The organism is Spirillospora sp. NPDC046719, assembly GCF_040645715.1.
In the GTDB taxonomy this organism is placed as follows: domain Bacteria; phylum Actinomycetota; class Actinomycetes; order Streptosporangiales; family Streptosporangiaceae; genus Spirillospora.
The window spans coordinates 17837-36284 of the sequence record NZ_JBEYYT010000020.1 but is presented as its reverse complement, the minus strand read 5'-3'; the positions used below and the strand labels follow the sequence as shown (position 1 = coordinate 36284).

Annotated in this window: 18 protein-coding genes; 14 read left to right on the top strand and 4 right to left on the bottom strand. The window is 73.2% G+C overall.

The window, feature by feature from the left end:
* Positions 1–202 precede the first annotated feature (202 nt).
* The 10 genes from ABZ914_RS06120 to ABZ914_RS06075 are packed head-to-tail and all read left to right on the top strand — an operon-like array spanning position 203 to position 10667.
* Positions 203–1456 carry an ABC transporter substrate-binding protein gene (locus ABZ914_RS06120; RefSeq protein WP_500191983.1) on the top strand — a complete coding sequence of 418 codons (1254 nt, stop codon included), beginning with the start codon at positions 203–205 and terminating at the stop codon, positions 1454–1456.
* Positions 1453–2436 (top strand): branched-chain amino acid ABC transporter permease, encoded by a 984-nt coding sequence (locus ABZ914_RS06115; protein ID WP_190856322.1) that lies wholly within the window; start codon positions 1453–1455, stop codon positions 2434–2436. Before ABZ914_RS06120 ends, ABZ914_RS06115 begins: the two co-directional genes overlap by 4 nt.
* Positions 2433–3545 (top strand): branched-chain amino acid ABC transporter permease, encoded by a 1113-nt coding sequence (locus ABZ914_RS06110; RefSeq protein ID WP_500191981.1) that lies wholly within the window; start codon positions 2433–2435, stop codon positions 3543–3545. Before ABZ914_RS06115 ends, ABZ914_RS06110 begins: the two co-directional genes overlap by 4 nt.
* Complete coding sequence (locus ABZ914_RS06105; protein WP_206699934.1) at positions 3542–4276, top strand: ATP-binding cassette domain-containing protein; 735 nt, start codon at positions 3542–3544, stop codon at positions 4274–4276. The genes ABZ914_RS06110 and ABZ914_RS06105 overlap by 4 nt, the downstream gene beginning before the upstream one ends.
* Entirely contained in the window at positions 4263–4964 is a 702-nt protein-coding gene (locus tag ABZ914_RS06100; protein ID WP_500191980.1) for an ABC transporter ATP-binding protein, read from the top strand. The genes ABZ914_RS06105 and ABZ914_RS06100 overlap by 14 nt, the downstream gene beginning before the upstream one ends.
* A complete protein-coding gene (locus ABZ914_RS06095; protein ID WP_500191979.1) occupies positions 4961–6322 on the top strand; it encodes an MmgE/PrpD family protein in 1362 nt (453 codons plus the stop codon). Before ABZ914_RS06100 ends, ABZ914_RS06095 begins: the two co-directional genes overlap by 4 nt.
* Positions 6322–6969, top strand: a complete 648-nt coding sequence (locus ABZ914_RS06090) for an aspartate/glutamate racemase family protein (RefSeq protein ID WP_500191978.1) — start codon at positions 6322–6324, stop codon at positions 6967–6969. Before ABZ914_RS06095 ends, ABZ914_RS06090 begins: the two co-directional genes overlap by 1 nt.
* Complete coding sequence (locus ABZ914_RS06085; protein ID WP_500191977.1) at positions 6966–8351, top strand: FAD-dependent oxidoreductase; 1386 nt, start codon at positions 6966–6968, stop codon at positions 8349–8351. The genes ABZ914_RS06090 and ABZ914_RS06085 overlap by 4 nt, the downstream gene beginning before the upstream one ends.
* 28 nt (positions 8352–8379) lie before the next feature.
* Positions 8380–9849 carry a dihydroorotase gene (locus ABZ914_RS06080; protein ID WP_500191976.1) on the top strand — a complete coding sequence of 490 codons (1470 nt, stop codon included), beginning with the start codon at positions 8380–8382 and terminating at the stop codon, positions 9847–9849.
* Positions 9850–9869: 20 nt separating this feature from the next.
* Positions 9870–10667 (top strand): IclR family transcriptional regulator, encoded by a 798-nt coding sequence (locus ABZ914_RS06075; protein ID WP_500191975.1) that lies wholly within the window; start codon positions 9870–9872, stop codon positions 10665–10667.
* Here the strand turns inward: ABZ914_RS06075 and ABZ914_RS06070 are convergent.
* Positions 10618–11370 (bottom strand): phosphodiesterase, encoded by a 753-nt coding sequence (locus ABZ914_RS06070; RefSeq protein ID WP_500191974.1) that lies wholly within the window; start codon positions 11368–11370, stop codon positions 10618–10620. The two genes, ABZ914_RS06075 and ABZ914_RS06070, sit on opposite strands and share 50 nt — an antisense overlap.
* Before the next feature lie 46 nt (positions 11371–11416).
* Between ABZ914_RS06070 and pdxR the strand changes: the two genes are divergently transcribed.
* Entirely contained in the window at positions 11417–12892 is a 1476-nt protein-coding gene (gene pdxR, locus ABZ914_RS06065; protein WP_500191973.1) for a MocR-like pyridoxine biosynthesis transcription factor PdxR, read from the top strand.
* Positions 12893–12955: 63 nt separating this feature from the next.
* Positions 12956–14017: a biotin synthase BioB gene (gene bioB / locus ABZ914_RS06060; RefSeq protein WP_500191972.1), complete on the top strand. Its 1062-nt coding sequence runs from the start codon at positions 12956–12958 to the stop codon at positions 14015–14017.
* Positions 14018–14035: 18 nt separating this feature from the next.
* Here the strand turns inward: bioB and ABZ914_RS06055 are convergent, their stop codons facing one another.
* A complete protein-coding gene (locus ABZ914_RS06055) occupies positions 14036–15598 on the bottom strand; it encodes a GMC oxidoreductase (RefSeq protein WP_500191971.1) in 1563 nt (520 codons plus the stop codon).
* A gap of 160 nt (positions 15599–15758) precedes the next feature.
* On the opposite strand from ABZ914_RS06055, the gene ABZ914_RS06050 reads away from it, so the two are divergent.
* Positions 15759–16718, top strand: a complete 960-nt coding sequence (locus tag ABZ914_RS06050; protein WP_500191970.1) for an aminoglycoside phosphotransferase family protein — start codon at positions 15759–15761, stop codon at positions 16716–16718.
* Between the two features lie 27 nt (positions 16719–16745).
* On the opposite strand, the gene ABZ914_RS06045 is transcribed toward ABZ914_RS06050, so the two are convergent.
* The gene (locus ABZ914_RS06045; protein ID WP_500191969.1) at positions 16746–17246 is read right to left on the bottom strand and encodes a MarR family winged helix-turn-helix transcriptional regulator; all 501 of its coding nucleotides are present in this window, start codon (positions 17244–17246) and stop codon (positions 16746–16748) included.
* Between the two features lie 97 nt (positions 17247–17343).
* On the opposite strand from ABZ914_RS06045, the gene ABZ914_RS06040 reads away from it, so the two are divergent.
* Complete coding sequence (locus ABZ914_RS06040) at positions 17344–17889, top strand: cupin domain-containing protein (RefSeq protein WP_500191968.1); 546 nt, start codon at positions 17344–17346, stop codon at positions 17887–17889.
* Here the strand turns inward: ABZ914_RS06040 and ABZ914_RS06035 are convergent.
* Positions 17863–18279, bottom strand: a complete 417-nt coding sequence (locus ABZ914_RS06035) for an ATP-binding protein (protein ID WP_500191967.1) — start codon at positions 18277–18279, stop codon at positions 17863–17865. The genes ABZ914_RS06040 and ABZ914_RS06035 overlap by 27 nt on opposite strands.
* Positions 18280–18448 lie beyond the last annotated feature (169 nt).

The following is an 18448-nucleotide window of genomic DNA, read 5'->3' as shown; positions in this document are numbered from 1 at the left end:
GCGGAACAATGGTAAGTCCATGTTCCGGTGCCGTGCCGGCGCCGGATGTCTTCAAGTTGGCACCGGCTGTCGAGTTCCGTCAAGTTTCACCAAGATATTGACCAGGTCACGTGATGGATGCCACCATGACGCATCAGTGGCCTGGTGTTCCTCTAAGCGGAACGATCGTCGCGAGGTGGCGCCGGGCAGGCAGGAGAGGTGAATGTCGGCTCGAAAGCTCGCCGCCGGGCTCGGCGCGTGCGCGGCCCTGCTGGCCGCCACCGCCGGCTGCGGCGGCTCGGCGCCCTCGGGCGCCGCCGGGGCCGCGGCCGGCCGCGACAGCGGCCCGGTGCGGATCGGCGCCCTGCACCCGGTCAGCGGCGCGAACGCGGTCGACGGCCAGCAGATGCGGCGCGGCGCGCAGATGGCGGTCGAGGCGATCAACGCCGCCGGAGGCATCAAGTCACTGGGCGGCCGCAAGGTGGAGCTGGAAACCGGCGACACCCAGGGCAAGGCGGAGGTCGGCCAGAGCGAGGCGCAGCGGCTGATCTCCGAGGGCGCGGTCGGCCTCGTCGGCACCTACCAGAGCGCGGTCAGCACCAACGTGTCCGTGGTCGCCGAGCGCAACCGCGTCCCGTTCGTCATGGACGTCACCGCGTCGGACGCGATCTTCTCGCACGGCTACAAGTACTCGTTCCGGGTGCAGCCGGGCAGCGCGGCGATCGCGGACGCGGCGGCCCGCTACCTCAAGGAGGTCTCGGAGAAGGCGGGCAAGCCCGTCAAGAAGGTGGCGTTCCTGCACGAGCAGACCGACTTCGGCAGCGGTGCCGCCGAGGCGTTCGCCAAGGCGGCGAAGAAGCTCGGCATCCAGGTCGGCCCGAACATCAGCTACGACGCGGTGACCGCGTCCGACCTCACCGCGCAGATCACCCAGGTCAAGGCGTCCGGCGCGGACGTGCTGGCCGTCGCCGGCTACTACCGCGACGGGCTCCTCGCCGCCAAGGCGATCAACGCGGTCAAGCCGAACCTGAACGCGGTGTGGGGCGTGTCGGACGGCGCGTTCGACCAGCCCAAGTTCGTCAGCGACGTCGGCTCGCTCGGCGAGCGCTACTTCAGCACCAACTACCACTACGACGCGCAGAACCCCGGCACGGTGAAGCTGCGCGCCGAGTACCAGAAGCGCTTCGGCGCGCCGATGCGCACCGGCGCCGTCCTCGCCTACGACGCCGTCCAGGTGATCGCGCAGGGCGTGGAGCGGGCCGCGAGCACCGACCCGAAGAAGGTCCGCGCCGCGATCGCCTCGTCGCAGGTGCGGCCGCTGACCGTCGGCACCGGGCCGATCGCCTTCGCGGCCAACGGCGACAACAGGAACGCGCTGCCCGTCCTCATGCAGGTGCAGAACGGGCAGATCAAGCAGGTCTATCCCCAGGACAAGGCCGAATCCCAGCCCAACTACTCGGTGACGTGGCGGCCATGAGCGACACAACTGCGAACCTCAGAGCGGCCGCCCTGCGCGGCCCCGTCCTCAAGCGCGCCGCCCTCACCGGCGGCCTGGTCGCGATCGCCATCGCGGTCGCGCTGATCCGGTCCGGCAGCGGCCTGGTCGTCTGGCAGTCGGTGGTGACCGGCCTGCTGACCGGCGGTCTGTACGGGCTGATCGCGATGGGCCTCACGCTGATCTTCGGCGTGCTGGACATCGTCAACTTCGCGCACGGCGCCCTGCTGGCCGTCGCGATGTTCATCGCCTTCGGGGTGGTGCAGGGCACGGGCCTGCACCCCTACCTCACCCTCGTCATCGCGGTCCCCGCGCTGTTCCTCGTCGGCGCGGTCGTGCACCGCGGCCTGCTCAGCGGCTCGGGCGGCGCGACGCTGGAGAACCAGCTGCTGATCACCCTCGGGCTGTCGCTGCTGCTGGAGAACGGGCTGCTGATGTTCTTCGGCGCCGAGCCGAAGAACGTCCCGCTGCCCGGCGACTTCCAGTTCTCGCTGTTCGGCGCGGTGGTGACCGGCGGCCGGCTGTACGCCTTCATCGGCGCGATCCTGATCGGCGCGGTGCTGTTCTACCTGCTGCGCCGCACCCGGTTCGGCACCGCGATCCGCGCGGTCGCGGCGAACGGGCAGGGCGCGGAGCTGGTCGGCGTGAACGTCCGCCGCGTCCACACCCTCACGTTCGCGATCGGGACGGCCTGCGCCGGCGCCGCCGCCGTGCTGGCGGCGCCGCTGGTCACCGTCACGCCGACGCTCGGCGACCAGTTCAACATCACCGCGTTCGTGGTGGTGGTGCTCGGCGGCATGGGCAACGTCGCGGGCGCGCTGGTCGGCGGCCTGCTGATCGGCCTGGTCGAGCAGCTCACCACCATCTACATGGGCGGGCAGAGCTCGCTGCTCGGGGTGTTCGTCGTGTTCCTGGTCGTGCTGTTCCTGCGGCCCGAGGGCCTCTTCGGGAGGAAGTCATGAGCGGAGCGAACCGGGGGGCGCGGGGGGTCGTCCCCTCGCAGGGCGCAGGCATGAGCGGCCTCACCATCGCCGGCGGGCGCGACACGGGCGGCGCCGTCCGCCCGGTCAAGGCGCCGCCGCTGCGCCCGCAGAACCGGCAGCTGGCCGTCCTCGCCGTGCTGCTGGTCGTCGCGATCCCGCTGCCGCTGGTGCTGCCGCCCGCGATGGGCGCGGTCGCGGTCCGCATCCTGATCTTCCTGCTGATGGCCATCGGCTGGAACGTGATGAGCGGGTTCGGCGGGATGTTCAGCTTCGGGCACGCGGCGTTCTTCGGCCTCGGCGCCTACACCAGCGCGTACCTGCTGGTGAAGCACGACGTGTCGCCGTGGATCGGGATGCTCGCCGGGATGGCGGTCGCGGCCGTCGTCGCCGTCGTCATCGGGTACTTCGCGTTCCGCTACAAGCTGCGCGGCGCCTACTTCGCCCTCGCGACGTTCGCGTTCGCCGAGATGCTCCGGCTGGTCGCCACCACCACCGACTTCACCAACAAGGCCGTCGGGTTCAGCGTCCCGCTGATCCAGGGCTCCTCGCTCTGGAAGATCCAGTTCGCCGCGGACTCGCCCGCCTACTTCTGGGTCGCGCTCGCGCTCGCCGGGATCGCCGCGCTGGTCAGCATCCTGTTCCTGCACTCGCGGACGGGACGCTACGTCACCGCGATCCGCGACGACGAGGTGGCGGCCGCCGCGCTCGGCACCCCGGTGATGCGCTACAAGCTGGTCACCGTCGCGCTGTCGGCGGCGATCACCGCGGTCGCCGGTGCCTTCTACACGCAGTACTACCTGTTCGTGAACCCGGACCTGGCGTTCGGCTCCTCGGTGTCGATCCAGGCGATCGCGACCGTGGTGATCGGCGGGATCGGCACGGTCTGGGGCCCGGTGGTCGGGGCGATCATCCTCGGGTCGCTGTCGGACCTGACGGCGACGCTGCTGCGCACGCCGCCGGACTTCCTGAACTTCCTGCAGGGCCGCAGCGGCCTGGACGTCGCGCTCTACGCGGTCCTGCTGATCCTCATCGTCCGGGTGCTGCCGAAGGGCATCGTCGGCACGATCCAAGCGAGGTGGCGGCGGTGAAGCTGCTGGACGTCGACGGCGTCGGCAAGGACTTCCGGGGCCTGCGCGCCCTGTCGGAGGTCGGGTTCGAGGTGGAGCCGGGGGAGATCCTCGGGATCATCGGCCCGAACGGCGCCGGGAAGACCACCCTGTTCAACGTGATCAGCGGCGCGATCGCGCCCGACGCGGGCCGGGTCGTGTTCGGCCGCAAGGACGTCACCGGCACGGCGCCGCACCGGATCGCCCGCGCCGGCATGGTCCGCACGTTCCAGCTGATGCGCCCGTTCGGGAGCATGAGCGTCCTGGAGAACGTGGGCCTGGCCGCGCAGCACCGCCGGGGGCCGCTGCGCAGGCTGCGCGGCGAGGCGATGGAGGTGGTGGAGCGGGTCGGGCTCGGCCCGTGGGCGCACCGTCCCGCGACGGAGTTGCCGACCGCCGGCCTCAAGCGCCTCGAACTGGCCCGCGCCCTCGCCATGCGGCCGAAGGTGCTGCTGCTGGACGAGGTGCTCGCCGGCCTCGTCCCCGCCGAGCGCGAGCCCGTCCTGGACCTGCTCGCCGCGCTGCGCGAGGAGGACGGCACGACGCTGCTGTTCATCGAGCACATCATGGCCGCCGTGATGCGGCTGTCGGACCGGGTGCTGGTCCTCGACCAGGGGCGGGTGCTGGCCACCGGCTCCGCCGAGCAGGTCACCTCCGACCCCCGGGTGATCGAGGCGTATCTCGGAGAGGAGCCCGGCGATGCTGAGGATTGACAAGCTCTGCGCCGGCTACGGCCGGATGCAGATCCTGCACGAGATCGACCTGGAGGTCGGCGCGGGCGAGATCGTCGCGCTCGTCGGCGCGAACGGCGCGGGCAAGACGACGACGCTGCGGGCCGTCTGCGGGCAGCTGCGCGCAACGTCCGGGACGATCACGTTCGGCGGCGCGTCCACCGCGGGCCGCCGCCCCGACCAGCTCGTCCGCGACGGGCTGGTGCACGTCCCGGAGGACCGGGCGCTGTTCGGCACGCTCACCGTCGAGGAGAACCTGCGGATGGGCGCCTGGACGCGGCCCGCCGCCGAGATCGACAAGGACATGCGCGAGGTGTTCGCGCTGTTCCCGGTGCTCGCCGAGCGCCGCTCCACGGTCGCGCAGACGTTCTCCGGCGGGCAGCAGCAGATGCTCGCGATCGGCCGCGCGCTGATGGCCCGCCCGAGGCTGCTCATGCTGGACGAGCCGTCCACCGGCCTGTCGCCCAAGCTCACCTGGGCGGTGCTCGACGCGGTCAAGGCGATCCGCGACTCCGGGGTGGCGGTGCTGCTCGTCGAGCAGAACGCCAAGCAGGCGCTCGGCATCGCCGACCGCGCCTACGTGCTGGAGAGTGGCTCGACCGTGCTGCACGGGACGGGCGCCGAGCTGGCCGGATCCGCCGAGGTCAGGAAGGCCTACCTGGGACTGTGAACGACGAAGCGAAGCGGGCGGCGGCGCGGCTGGGGGAGTGGGCCGCCGCCCTGGACACCGCGGACGTGCCGCGCCCCGTGCTCGACCGGCTGTCGCTGGTCCTGCTGGACACCTTCGGGGTGACCGCGCTCGGCGCGGCGCTGGACGAGCAGGCCGCGCTGCGGTCGGCGTGGAACGCTCCGGACGGCCCCGCCCCGCTGATCGGCGCGGGCCGGTCCGTCACCGTCGACGCCGCGGCCTGGCTGAACGCGATGGCGCTGGTCTCGCTGGAGCTGGACGAGGGCAACAAGTACGCCAAGGGGCATCCGGCGGCGCACGGGTTCCCCGCCGTGCTGGCGCTGGCGTCCGAGCTCGACGCGACGGGCCCGGACACGGCCGCCGCGCTGCTGGCCGCCTACGAGGTCGCGTCCCGGTTCGGGCGGGCGACCTCGCTCCGGCCCGGCGCGCACCCGCACGGGAGCTGGGGCGTCGCCGGCGCCGCCGCCGGCTGCGCCCGGCTGCTGCGGCTCGGCCCCGAGGCCACCGCCGCCGCGATCGACGCCGGCGCCGGGCTGCCGGTCGCGGGGCACTTCTCGTCCGCCACGGACGGGAACCCGGTCCGCGACGCGTGGATGGGCGCGTCGAACCTGTCGGGGCTGGTCGCGGCGCGGATGGCGGCCGCCGGCCTGGCCCGCAACACCGGCACTGCGGGCGGCTCGCTCGGCGACCTGCTCGGCGGTTTCGACGCCGCCGAGCTGACGGACGGGCTCGGCGAGCGCTGGGACGTCACGCGCGGCTACTTCAAGCGGCACGCGTCGTGCTCGTTCACCCACCCGGCCGCCGACGCGGTGCTCCCGCTGCGCGCGGGCCTCGACCCGTCCAGGATCAGCCGGATCCTCGTCGAGACGCACGCGCTCGGCGCCGGGCTCGGGTCGCCCGAATGGGACAACCGGCTGTCGGCGATGTTCTCCACCCCGTTCGTCGTCGCGACCGCGCTGCTGGACGGCGAGGTCGGGCCGCGCGCCTCCGACGCCGCCCGGCTCGGCGACCCCGCGCTGCGGGACCTCGCCCGCCGGGTCCGCCTGGTCGCGGCCGGCGACCTGACCGCGCGGCTGCCCGCCGAGCGCGCCGCCCGCGTGACGATCGAGCTGGACGACGGCACGTCCCTCACCCGCGAGCAGCCGAACCCGGTCGGCGACGCCGACCACGAGCCGCTCACCGAGCCGGACGTGATCCGGATGCTGAAGGCGTGGCTGCCGGGCCGCGCCGCCCTGGTCGACCGCGCCGCCGAGGTCGCCCGCGAACTGCCCGCACTGGCCCGCGTCGGCGGCGCGCTGCGCGGGCTGGCCGACGACACCGCCGAGAAGGAGCCGAGTTGATGCGCGCACTGTCCGTGACGCCGATCCACCTGCCGCCGGAGGAGATCACGCGGCGGCAGGCCCGCTACGACCGGCTCGCCCCCGCCGGGCTGAGCATCGAGCTGCGCGACGTCGGACCCGGCGCCCCGGGATCGCTGGACGACGAGGCGTCGATCCGGGTCTCCGAGCGCGAGGTCGCCGCCGCCGTGGCCGCCGCCGTGGCCGAGCCGGACGCGGCCTGGGACGTCGTCCTCCCCGACTGCGTGCTCGACCCCGCCGTCCCGGACGGGCCCGCTGACCAGCGCGTTCCGGTCAACGGGCTGCTGAGGCTGAGTAGCATGGCGCTTGCTGCGAAGAATGTCCGATTCGGGGCCGTGGTGCGGAACGAGGCGATCGGCGCGGAGCTGGGCCGCCGCCTCAAGGCCTACGGGCTGGACGAATATGTCGCCGGCATCGCCGTGCTGGAACTTCCGTTCGACGCCGTCGCCGAGGGCGAGACGTGGAACGCCGCGCTCGGCGAGGCGGTCGACGCGCTCGCCGCGCAGGGCGCCGCCGCCGTGATCAACGGCTGCTCCGCCGTGGACGTGGAGGAGGGCCGGTTCCGGGCGGAGGTCGTCGACCCGACCGCCCTCGCACTGCAGGTGCTCGTCGCCGGGAGGGCGTCTTGACCGACATCGATCTCGTCGTGGCGGGCGCCGGCGGCGGCCTCGCCGGGGCGCTGCGCGCCGCCGAGCTGGGACTGACCGTGGTCGTCGTGGAGTCCAGCGAGCACTTCCGGCGCGGCAACAACACCTCGATGTCCACGGCGATGTTCCCCGGCGCCGGCTCACGCTGGCAGGCCGAGCAGGGCGTGGACGACTCCCCGGACCGGTTCGTCGCCGACATCGAGGCCAAGACCAAGGGCCGCGCCGACGCCCGGCTCGCCCGCACGCTCGCGGAGGTCAGCGCGCCGCTCGTCGAGTGGCTCGCCGACTCGGTGGAGCTGCCGCTCGACCTGGTCACCGACTTCAACTACCCGGGCCACTCCGTCACGCGCTGCCACTCCGTCCCCGGGCGGCACGGCTCCAGCGTGATCGACCACCTGGCCCGTCGCGCTCGCGCGCACCCGAACATCGACCTGCTCGTCCCCGCGAAGCTCACGAACGTGGCGACGGGCGGGGACGGCGCGGTCCGCGCGGCCGTCGTGCGGTACCCCGACGGGACGGAGGAGGAGATCCCGACCCGGGCCGTGCTGCTGGCCACCAACGGTTTCGGCGCGGACCGGGACCTCGTGCGCCGCCACCTCCCGGAGATCGCCGACGCCCTCTACCAGGGCAGCGACCAGTCGCTCGGCGACGCGCTGCGCATCGGCGGCGGCCTCGGCGCGGCCACCGGCTACCTGGACGCCTACCAGGGGCACGGCGCGATCGCCGCCGGCGCGGGCACCCTCGTCGGCTGGGCCACGATCATCCACGGCGCGATCATGGTCGACCTGGAGGGCCGCCGGTTCGGCGACGAGACCCGCGGCTACTCCGAGTACGCCGCCGAACTCGCCGCCCGGCCCGGCGCCACCGGCTGGATCGTCCTGGACGAGACGATCTTCCACCAGTGCGAGCCGTTCAAGGACTTCCGCGACACCGTCGAGTCGGGCGTGCTGGTCTGGGCCGACGACGCCGACGGCCTCGCCGAGGCCACCGGGCTGCCCGCCGGTGCCCTCGCCGCCGAACTGGAGACCGCCGCCGCCGTCGCCCGCGGCGAGCGCGCCGACGAGCACGGCCGCGCCAACTGGGAGCGCCCGCTCGCCGCGCCGTACGCGGCGGTCCGGGTCGTCCCGGCGCTGTTCCACACCCAGGGCGGGCTGATCGTCAACGAGGACGCCGCCGTCGTCGACCACGACGACCGCCCCATCCCCGGCCTGTACGCGGCGGGCGGCGCGGCGGCCGGGATCTCCGGCCACGGCGCCGACGGCTACCTGCCCGGCAACGGCCTGCTGCCCGCCTTCGGGCTCGCCTACCTCGCGGCCGGCGACGTCGCGCGCCGCCGCCCCGCCCCCGGACCTTCCGAACGCTGACCGCCCCACGACACTGAGGAGAGATGAATTGGCCACGACCGAGCTGCTGCTGAAGAACGTGCGGGTGGTCCGTCCCGACGCTCCCGAGGGCGCCGAGCCCGAGCGCCTCGACATCGCCGTCAACGACGGCACCATCGTCCGCCTCGCGCCCGACCTGCCCGATGACGACGCCGCGACGGTGGTGGACGGCGGCGGCAAGCTGGCGTTCCCCGGCGTGGTGGACGCGCACCAGCACTGGGGCATCTACAACGAGCTCGCCACCGACACCCGTTCGGAGAGCCGCGCCAGCGCGCAGGGCGGCGTCACCACCTCGCTGACCTACATGCGGACCGGGCAGTACTACCTGAACAAGGGCGGCCCGTACCGCGAGTTCTTCCCCGAGGTGCTGAGCGCCGCGAGCGGCAACGCCTACGTCGACTACGCCTTCCACCTCGCGCCGATGATGGCCGAGCACATCGAGGAGATCCCGTACCTCGTCGAGGAGCACGGCGTCACCTCGTTCAAGATCTTCATGTTCTACGGGAGCCACGGGCTGCACGGCCGCTCCACCAGCCAGAGCGAGTTCCTGATGACGCCGCCGGACGAGCGGTACGACATCGCGCACTTCGAGTTCGTCATGCGCGGCATCCAGAAGGCCCGCGAGCAGCTGTCCGACTACGCCGACCACATCTCGCTGTCGCTGCATTGCGAGACCGCCGAGATCATGACGGCGTACACGAAGATGGTCGAGCGGGAGGGGAAGCTCACCGGCCTGCGCGCCTACAGCGCCTCCCGCCCGCCGCACTCCGAGGGCCTCGCCGTCACCATCGCCTCCTACCTCGCGCACGAGACGGGCCTGCCGAACATCAACCTGCTGCACCTGTCGTCGGAGAAGGCGCTGTCGGCGGCGCTGATCATGGCGTCGGCGTTCCCGCACATCGACTTCCGCCGGGAGGTCACGATCGGGCACCTGCTCGCCGACGTCGACACCGCGCACGGCCTCGGCGGCAAGGTCAACCCGCCGCTGCGCGACCGCGAGGACGTCGAGGCGCTCTGGCGGCACGTCCTCGCCGGCGAGGTCGACTGGGTCGTCAGCGACCACGCCTGCTGCCGCGACGAGATGAAGTTCGGCGCCGACCGCGACGACATCTTCCTGGCCAAGTCCGGGTTCGGCGGCGCCGAGTACCTGCTGCCCGGCCTGGTCGGCGAGGGCGCCAAGCGCGGCCTGCCGCTCCAGCGCGTCGCGCAGCTGACCTCGTGGAACCCGGCCCGCCGCTACGGCCTGCTCACCAAGGGGACCATCGCCGAGGGCTACGACGCCGACATCGCGCTGGTCGACCCGGACGTGTCCTGGACGGTGCGCGCCGCCGACTCGGAGTCCACGCAGGAGTACACCCCGTTCGAGGGCTTCCCGATGACGGCGAGGGTCACCGACACGTTCGTGCGCGGCAACCACGTGTACTCCGACGGGAAGGTGCTCGGCGACCCGGTCGGCAAGTACCTGCGGCGCGGTCGCTGACGGCTCCCTAGGATCATCGCGTGACCAACCAGACCGCAGAACGGCAGTCGTCCGGCACGGAGGTGGCCGGCCGGGTCGCCGACGTGCTGCTGCTGTTCGCCGGGGGGCCGCAGTACCTCGGCGTCAGCGCGATCAGCCGGGAGCTCGGCATCTCCAAGGCCGTCGTGCACCGCATCCTGCAGTCGCTGGTGTCGCGGGAGATGCTGGAGGCGGACCCCGGCGGGTACCGGCTCGGGCCCGCCGCCGTCGCGCTCGGCGTCAGCGCGCTGCGCCGGTTCAACGTCCGCAATGCCGCCGCGCCGGTGCTGCGCCGGCTGCGCGACGAGACCGGCGAGACGACGACGCTGTCCGGGCTCGTCGCCGATGAGCGGGTCTACCTCGACCAGTTCGAGAGCCCGCACGAGGTCAAGATGACCGTCGAGGTCGGCCGCCGGTTCCCGCTGCACGCGGGCTCCTCGGGCAAGGTGATCCTCGCCTTCCTGCCCGAGGAGCGCCGCGAGGCGCTGCTGGCCCGCCCGCTGGCCGCGCTGACCCCCGGCACCGTCACCGACGTGGCGGCGCTGCGCGCCCAGCTCGCCGAGACGGCCCGCGAGGGCGTCGGCGTCTCGCTGGGGGAGCGGCAGGCCGACGCCGGGTCGGTCGCCGCACCGCTGTTCGGCCCGGACGGCGAGGTGCACGGCTCGATCAGCGTCTGCGGCCCCCGGCACCGCTTCACCCCGGAGGCCGTGGAGCGGTACCGGGCGCTCGTCCGCGACGCCGCCGAGGAGATCACGCGGACGTGGACGACCCACCGGGGACCGGCCGGTAGTGCGTCGTGAGGCGCCGCTCGTCGTCCAGCGTGTGGAACGCGACGCCGGGCGGCGCCTCATAGTCGGCGACGGGGCCGCCCTGCCCGGGGAGCCGGATGGTGGAGACGACCCCCGGCGCCACCAGCAGCGGCCGCCCGGCGAACGTGGTGGCCGCCGCCGTGTGCGCGTGCCCGCACAGCACGGCCACCACCTGCGGGTGCCGGTCGAGCACGGCGGCGAGCCGTTCCGCCCCGAACAGCCGGATCCCGTCGACGTACGGGACGCCGAGCGTCACCGGCGGATGGTGGAAGCAGACGAACGCCGGAGCGCCGGGGCGGTCGCCGAGCACGCCGTCCAGCCAGCCGAGCGTCTCGTCTGAGAGGTACCCGTGGTCCTCCCCGGGGACGGACGAGTCGCACATGGCGAAGACCGCGCCCCCGATCTCGTGGACCCGGTCGACCGGCCCGCCGGACGGCTCCTCGCCGAGCAGCGCCTTGCGGAACGCCTCCCGCCGGTCGTGGTTGCCGGGGCAGGTCAGCACGGGGTGCGGCGACCGGAGGACCGCGCGGGCCTCCTCGTACTCGGCGGGCGCGCCGTGGTCGGCGACGTCCCCGGTGACGAGGACGGCGTCGAGCGGCAGCCCGTCCAGGTGCCGCATGACCCGGCGGGTGCGTTCGAGAGCGCGCTCCCCGCCGTCGAGATGGGTGTCGCTGAGCTGCGCGAAAGTGATCATGCCGCGAATCTAGGCCGCGACAGGACCAACCTTAAGATCCAGTTCCATGGCGGAAGAGTGGACCAGTCCAGGAGTCGACCTGCACCTGGAGCTCGACCCGTCCGGCGGGCGCCGGGACGCCCTCGAACGCGCCCTCCGCGACGCGGTCAGGTCCGGGCGCCTCGGGCCGGGCGCGGTCGTCCCCTCGACGCGCGCCCTCGCCGCCCAGCTCGGCGTCTCGCGCGGCACGGTGACGGCCGCCTACGACCAGCTGATCGCCGAGGGCTACCTGACGGCCCGCCAGGGCGCCGCGACCCGGGTCGCCGAGATCCGTTCCGCGGAGATCCCTTCCGCCGAGATCCGTTCCGCGGAGACCGGGAAGCCCGCGCCCGCGAAACCCTCGCCCGCGCCGCCCGGCGGGCCCGTCTGGGCCGGTTCGTGGGCGACCGCCGGGACGGTCGCGCACGACCTGCGGCCCGGCCGCCCCGACCTCGGCACCTTTCCCGCGTCGGCCTGGCTGCGCTCGACGCGCCGCGTCCTGACCACGGCGGGCCCCGAGGCGCACGCGCTCAGCGACCCGCGCGGGCGGCCTGAGCTGCGCGACGCCCTCGCCGGCTACCTGCGGCGCGTCCGGGGCGTCGACGCCGACCCCGGCCGGATCGTGATCACGTCCGGGTACGCGCAGGGGCTCGGCCTGCTCGCCCGGGTCCTCGGCGACGCCGGGACGTCCGCCGTCGCCATGGAGGAGCCGGGGCATCCGTACCACCGCATGATCGTCGCCCGCGCGGGGCTCCGGGTCGTCCCGCTGCCGGTGGACGGCCTCGGCGCCCGCACCGACCTGCCCGTGGACGCCGGCGCGGCGGTGCTCACCCCGGCGCACCAGTACCCGTCCGGCGCCACGCTCGCCCCGGACCGCCGCCGCGCCGCGGCCGCGTGGGCGCGCGACACCGGCGGGCTCGTCGTCGAGGACGACTACGACGGCGAGTTCCGCTACGACCGCCAGCCCGTCGGCTCCCTCCAGGGCACCGCGCCGGGCCACGTCGTCTACGCGGGCACCGCGTCCAAGACCCTCGCGCCGGCGCTGCGGCTGGCGTGGCTGGTGCTGCCCGACGCCCTGGTCGAGCCGGTCGCGGAGGCCAAGCGCCTCGCCGACGCGCACACCCCGTCGCTCGGGCAGCTCGTCCTCGCCGACCTGATCACCGGCCACGCCTACGACCGGCACGTGCGCGCCGCCCGGCTGCGCTACCGGCGCCGCCGGGACGAACTGGTCGGGGCGCTGCGGCGGCGGGCGCCGCACGTGCGCGTGCTGGGCGTCGCGGCCGGGCTGCACGCGCTCGTCCTGCTCCCGGACGGCGGTCCCGGCGAGGCCGAGATCATGGCGCGGGCGGCGGCGCGCGGCCTCGCGCTCCAGCCGCTCGGCGAGTTCTGGCAGCGGCCGGACGGGCGCCCGCGGGGACTCGTCGTCGGCTACAGCACCCCGCTCCGGTCCGGCTACGCCGCCGCGCTCGACGCGCTCTGCTCCGTCCTGCGGTACAAAGCCTGATCGGTCCGGTTTGTCGGCCCTGCTCATCAACACCGCGGGGCGCTTCTGCAAGGATCCTCTGTCATGAGCCTTCTCGAGACCCTGGCCGGCAAGGGACTGCGGCGCGAGCCGCCGACGCGGGACGAGGCGCTGGCGGTGCTGGCGACGTCCGACGACGACATCCTCGACGTGGTGGCCGCCGCCGGCCGTGTCCGCCGGCACTGGTTCGGCCGCCGGGTCAAGCTGAACTACCTGGTCAACCTCAAGTCCGGGCTGTGCCCCGAGGACTGCTCGTACTGCTCGCAGCGGCTCGGCTCGAAGGCCGACGTCCTCAAGTACACGTGGCTGAAGCCCGAGGAGGCCGCCGACGCGGCCGCCGCCGGGATGGCGGCGGGCGCCAAGCGGGTCTGCCTGGTCGCCAGCGGCCGCGGCCCGACGGACCGCGACGTCGAGCGCGTCGCCGACACCATCGCCGCGATCAAGGAGCGCGGCGACGTGGAGATCTGCGCCTGCCTCGGCCTGCTCCGCGACGGCCAGGGCGAGCGGCTCGCCGAGGCCGGCGCGCACGCCTACAACCACAACCTCAACACCTCCGAGGGCGTGTACGGCGACATCTGCACCACCCACGACTTCAGCGACCGGCAGGACACCGTCCAGAAGTCGAAGGACGCCGGCCTGTCCCCGTGCTCCGGCCTCATCGCCGGGATGGGGGAGACCGACGAGGACCTCGTCGACGTCGCGTTCGCGCTCCGCGACCTCGGCGTGGACTCGGTCCCCGTCAACTTCCTCATCCCGTTCGACGGCACGCCCCTCGCCGAGCGGTGGGCGCTCACCCCGCAGCGCTGCCTGCGGATCCTCGCGATGGTCCGGTTCGTCCACCCGGACGTGGAGGTCCGGCTCGCCGGCGGCCGCGAGATCCACCTGCGCAGCCTGCAGCCGCTCGCCCTGCACGTCGTCAACTCGATCTTCCTCGGCGACTACCTGACCAGCGAGGGCCAGGCCGGCAAGGCCGACCTGGAGATGATCGAGGACCTCGGCTTCGAGGTGGAGGGCGCCGACACGCCCAGCATGCCGGAGCACCGCCGCGCCGAGACGGTGTCCGTCCGCCGCCGCGGCGCGGGCACGGCGCTGCCGCCGAACGCCTGACCGGGGACCCGGGCGGCGTCAGCCGGCCTTGGCGATGATGTCGGCGATGCCGCGCTCGGCGAGCGCGGCGATCGTGAACGACGGATTCGCGCCGCCGACGCTGCCCGGGACCATCGACCCGTCCAGCGCGTACAGGCCCTTGTAGCCCTTCACCCGGCCGTACAGGTCGGACGAGGTGCCGAGCACGCACCCGCCCAGCGGATGCGCCGTCAGCGTCGCCGGCCACGTCACCGCGATCGGGATGGCGTCGGCGTTGGCGTGCATCACCTTGTTCACCCAGTCCGTCGCCGACTTCGCCGCCGCGTCCGCCTTGCCCGCCCAGTCCGACAGCTTCACCGTCTTGCCGGCCTTGTCGTAGACGAAGGTCGCGCGGTTCTCCAGGTCGGCGGTCATCACCAGCGTCTGCACGATCGGCAGGCCCTGCGCCTCGATGAGCTGCCAGCTCTCCACCCGCATCGGCAGCTCGAACTCCCCGTCCACGAAGATCGTGGACGCGCTCGGCGCGCCCTGGCTCGGCCCCGCCGGACCCGCGTAGCTGTACCCGGCGTACTGGTCGCCGTTGTCGCCGAACCCCGTCCCCACCGACGCGTCCAGGTCGGGCAGCGCGCCCGTCTCCCGCGCCGCGACGAGCAGCCGGTTGGTGTTGAGCGTCCCGGCGCACAGGAAGAGCATGTCGCAGGTGTACTCGACGGTGTCGAGGGTCCTGCCCGCGGTGTCGAGATGCCGGACGGCCAGCCGGTACCTGCCGTCCGTCCCGATCCCGATCGACGTCACCTCGCTCATCGTCTGGAACCGCACCTTCCCGGTCGCCTTCGCCGCCGGGATGTAGTTCACCGTCAGGCTGTTCTTGGCGCCGTCGCTGCACCCGAAGTCCGCTTCGCCCGCGATGGCGGACGGACGCACCGTGCCGGCCAGTTCCTTGCGCAGCACGTCCCAGTTGAACATCGACATCAGCCGCTCGGACGTGTACCCGGCCTTCGCGACGTGCTGGTCCCACACCCGCGAATGCGTGAACGGCGCCGACCCGTAGACGTCGTCCGGCATCACGCTCGGCTTCAGCACCGACTGCACCTTCGGGTACCACTTCGACGTCATCTCCTGATAGGTGATGTCCGCCGGGAACAGCTTCTCGAAGTACTTCCGCGGCGGTGCCACCGTCGCGCACGTGTACACCAGCGACCCGCCGCCGAGCCCCGCGCCGCACGCGATGTTCAGGTTCTTCTCGTTCGACACCTCCATGACGCCCGCGTACGGCGTCATGGGGAACGGCAGGACCATCGGCCAGTCCGCGTAATTGCGGAACCAGAACATCTTCTCGCTGTAGTTCAGCTGCGATCCGAACACCGCCTTCTGCGGGTCCGTCGTCCATTCCTGGCCGCGTTCCAGGACGAGCGTGTCCACGCCGGCCTGCCCGAGCCGGCACGCGCTGATCGACCCGCCGAACCCGGATCCGACCACGATCGCCTTGTAGTCCGTCCTCTCCGCCGCGGACGCCGGGCGCCCGAGCGCCCCGCCCAGCGCGACGGCCAGCCCGCTTCCGGCGGACACCTGCAGGAACGAACGGCGACTGAGGGTGCTCATGGGACGACCTCCGGCCTCGGGGTGGTTGCCGGAAACTGTCGCCCACGCCCGACCGCCGCGGAATGAAGCTCGCCACCAACTTCCCGGCGGGTCGTTGTGAGCCGCCTTACAGAAACAAATCCCGTTGCGCTCGTCCGGGCGCCCTCGCCAGCATGCTCGGATGACACCACCACCCGCGACCGGCCGCCGACTGCCCTGGGAAGCGGTCCCCGCCGCGCTGCGCGCGGACGTCGAGGAACGGCTCGGCGGCGACGTGGTGGAGGCCGCGACGCAGCCCGGCGGGTTCTCCCCGGGCGTCGCCGCCCGCCTCCGCCTCGCCGACGGCCGCCGCGCGTTCGTCAAGGCGGTCGGCCCGGCGCCGAACCCCGACAGCCCCGCCATCCACCGCGCCGAGGCGGCCATCGCCGCCGCCCTCCCGGAGGACGCGCCCACACCCGCCTTCCTCGGCTCGTTCGACCGCGACGGCTGGGTCGTCCTGCTCTTCGAGGACGTCGACGGCGCACCGCCCGCCCAGCCATGGGACCCCGGCGAGCTGGCCCGCGTCCTGGACGCCGTCGCCGACCTGTCCCGAAGCCTGACGCCCGCGCCCCTCTCCGCACCGCCCGCCGAGGAGCGCTTCGCGGACGAGTTCCAGGGCTGGCGGCACCTCCTCGCCGCCCACCGCCGGGGCGACGACGACCTGGCGGGCCTCGACCCGTGGGCGGCGCGGAACCTCGCGCGCCTCGCCGCCGCCGAGCCCGGCTGGCCCTCCGCCGTCTCCGGCACCACCCTCGCCCACGCCGACCTGCGCGCGGACAACCTCCTCCTCACCCCGGACCGCGTGGTCGTCGTCGACTGGCCGTGGGCCTGCCGGGCGGCGCCGTGGTTCGACCTGATGCTCTTCCTGCCCAGCCTCCGCATGCAGGGCGGCCCGCCCTGCGAGGACGTCTTCGCCGCCCACCCGGTCGCGCGCCGCGCCGACGGCGACGCGGTGACGACCGCCCTCGTCGCCTGGTCCGGCTTCCTCATCGGCAATGGCCGCCGCCCTCCGCCGCCCGGCCTGCCCACCCTCCGCGAATTCCAGACCGCCCAGGGCACCGCAGCCCTCGAATGGCTCAGAACGAGACTCGACCGGCCGTAAGCCCCGGTGCGCGGTTCGGTGGCGCGTTCAGGTGAGGGACGTGTCGCCGAGCGACCGCAGCAGGATCCGCAGCGCGTCGGCCAGCTGGTCGGCCCGGTCGCGGTCGAGGGCCTGCAGCAGGCGGGTCTCGTTGGCCACGTGCAGGCCGAACAGGTCGTCGATGGTCCGGCGGCCGTGGTCGGTGAGCCGGACGCGGACCGTCCGGCGGTCGGCGGCGTCCGGGACCCGTTCGACGAGCCCCTTGGCCTCCATGCGGTCGATCCGCTTGGTGATGGCGCCCGAGGTGACCATCGACGCCTTGACGAGCTGCCCCGGGGTCAGCTCGTAGGGCTCGCCGGACCGCCGGAGCGTGGTCAGGACGTCGGCCTCGCTGTTGTCCAGGCCGTGCCGTTTGAAGAACGCCTGGATCTCGGCCTCCAGCAGCCGCGACAGCCGCTGCACGCGCCCCACGATCCCGACCGGCCACGTGTCCACGTCGGGACGCTCCCGGCGCCAGGCCGCCATCACCTCGTCCACCGCGTCGTCCACCGGCCCACCTCTCTCGCTATTCTCTTCCTGGTATCTTACCAGGAAGAATCGCTCGGGCGCGGGTTCCGCGCCCTCCGAAACAGGACGAGGAGACGAGATGACCTGGCTGGACGGCGACTATCCACCGGTTCGCTACCACGAGGAGGAAGGGGAGGTCAGCGCGCGTTTCCGCCCCGCCGGGACACCGGCCGACCTCGTCACGCCCTCCGGAGGGCGGACCGACTACCTCGCTACCAAGGCGTCGACCGGCGGCGAGTTCGGCTTGTACCGGGTGCGCATGGGACCCGACGCGTTCGGGACCAGCCCCCACTTCCACAGGACGATGTCCGAGTCGTTCTATGTCGTGGCCGGGACGCTGCGCGTCTACGACGGCGACCGGTGGTTCGACGCGTCGGCCGGCGACTTCCTCTATGTGCCGCCCGGTGGACTGCATTCCTTCGGGAACGAGTCCGGCGAGCCCGTCGACTTCCTCATGCTGTTCTCGCCGGGCGCGGCCCGGGAAGGCTACTTCGAAGGAGTCGCCCACCTCGCCGGTATGAGCGACGAGGAACGGGCCGCCTTCTTCGTCCACCACGACAGCTACTTCACCGACATGGCCAAAGGCCCGTCCGCGCATTCATGGCGAACCCGCGCCGCGGACTGACGGGAACTCGGCCCAGACGGTGGTGCGGGGGCCGTCCGAGCGGTGGCCCCACGCCTTCGCGAGCGCGGCGACGATGTGCAGGCCGCGCCCGCTCTCGCCGCCCGGCTCGCTCCGCACGACCGGCCGCGCGCCGCCCGCGCCGTCATCGGTCACCTCGGCGCGCAGAACCCCACGTCCCGCCCACAGCGCGATCGTGATCTTCCCGCCCCTCCCGGACGCGGTGTGCCGGATGCCGTTGGCCGCCAGCTCGTCCACCACCAGCGCCATGTCCGCGAGCAATTCCGACCCGGGGGAGATGTGCCCGGGAACCAGCGTGTCCCGCAGAAAAAGCCGAGCATAAGGGACGGAACGGTCAACTCCCGGAAGCGTGAGCGCCCCCAGAAGCTCCATGCCGTTCTCTGTTCCCGTCCATACATATCGAGCCTTGCCGGATGCCATCGTTTCCTTCCTCTCTTCTGCCTCCGCAAGGCTCGCCACCACCCCTCCGGGTATCAATGCCTTCCCGCGAGGTGAGGGCCATCCGCTGTGGGTGCCTCCAAAAGCTGAAGTATCTAACTTC

What these genes read in the sequence shown, in the direction of transcription:
- ABZ914_RS06120 (WP_500191983.1), top strand. Translation starts at nt 203, where the DNA reads ATGTCGGCTCGAAAGCTCGCCGCCGGGCTCGGCGCGTGCGCGGCCCTG.
- ABZ914_RS06115 (WP_190856322.1), top strand. Translation starts at nt 1,453, where the DNA reads ATGAGCGACACAACTGCGAACCTCAGAGCGGCCGCCCTGCGCGGCCCC.
- ABZ914_RS06110 (WP_500191981.1), top strand. Translation starts at nt 2,433, where the DNA reads ATGAGCGGAGCGAACCGGGGGGCGCGGGGGGTCGTCCCCTCGCAGGGC.
- ABZ914_RS06100 (WP_500191980.1), top strand. Translation starts at nt 4,263, where the DNA reads ATGCTGAGGATTGACAAGCTCTGCGCCGGCTACGGCCGGATGCAGATC.
- ABZ914_RS06090 (WP_500191978.1), top strand. Translation starts at nt 6,322, where the DNA reads ATGCGCGCACTGTCCGTGACGCCGATCCACCTGCCGCCGGAGGAGATC.
- ABZ914_RS06070 (WP_500191974.1), bottom strand. Translation starts at nt 11,370, where the DNA reads ATGATCACTTTCGCGCAGCTCAGCGACACCCATCTCGACGGCGGGGAG.
- pdxR (WP_500191973.1), top strand. Translation starts at nt 11,417, where the DNA reads ATGGCGGAAGAGTGGACCAGTCCAGGAGTCGACCTGCACCTGGAGCTC.
- bioB (WP_500191972.1), top strand. Translation starts at nt 12,956, where the DNA reads ATGAGCCTTCTCGAGACCCTGGCCGGCAAGGGACTGCGGCGCGAGCCG.
- ABZ914_RS06055 (WP_500191971.1), bottom strand. Translation starts at nt 15,598, where the DNA reads ATGAGCACCCTCAGTCGCCGTTCGTTCCTGCAGGTGTCCGCCGGAAGC.
- ABZ914_RS06050 (WP_500191970.1), top strand. Translation starts at nt 15,759, where the DNA reads ATGACACCACCACCCGCGACCGGCCGCCGACTGCCCTGGGAAGCGGTC.
- ABZ914_RS06040 (WP_500191968.1), top strand. Translation starts at nt 17,344, where the DNA reads ATGACCTGGCTGGACGGCGACTATCCACCGGTTCGCTACCACGAGGAG.
- ABZ914_RS06035 (WP_500191967.1), bottom strand. Translation starts at nt 18,279, where the DNA reads ATGGAGCTTCTGGGGGCGCTCACGCTTCCGGGAGTTGACCGTTCCGTC.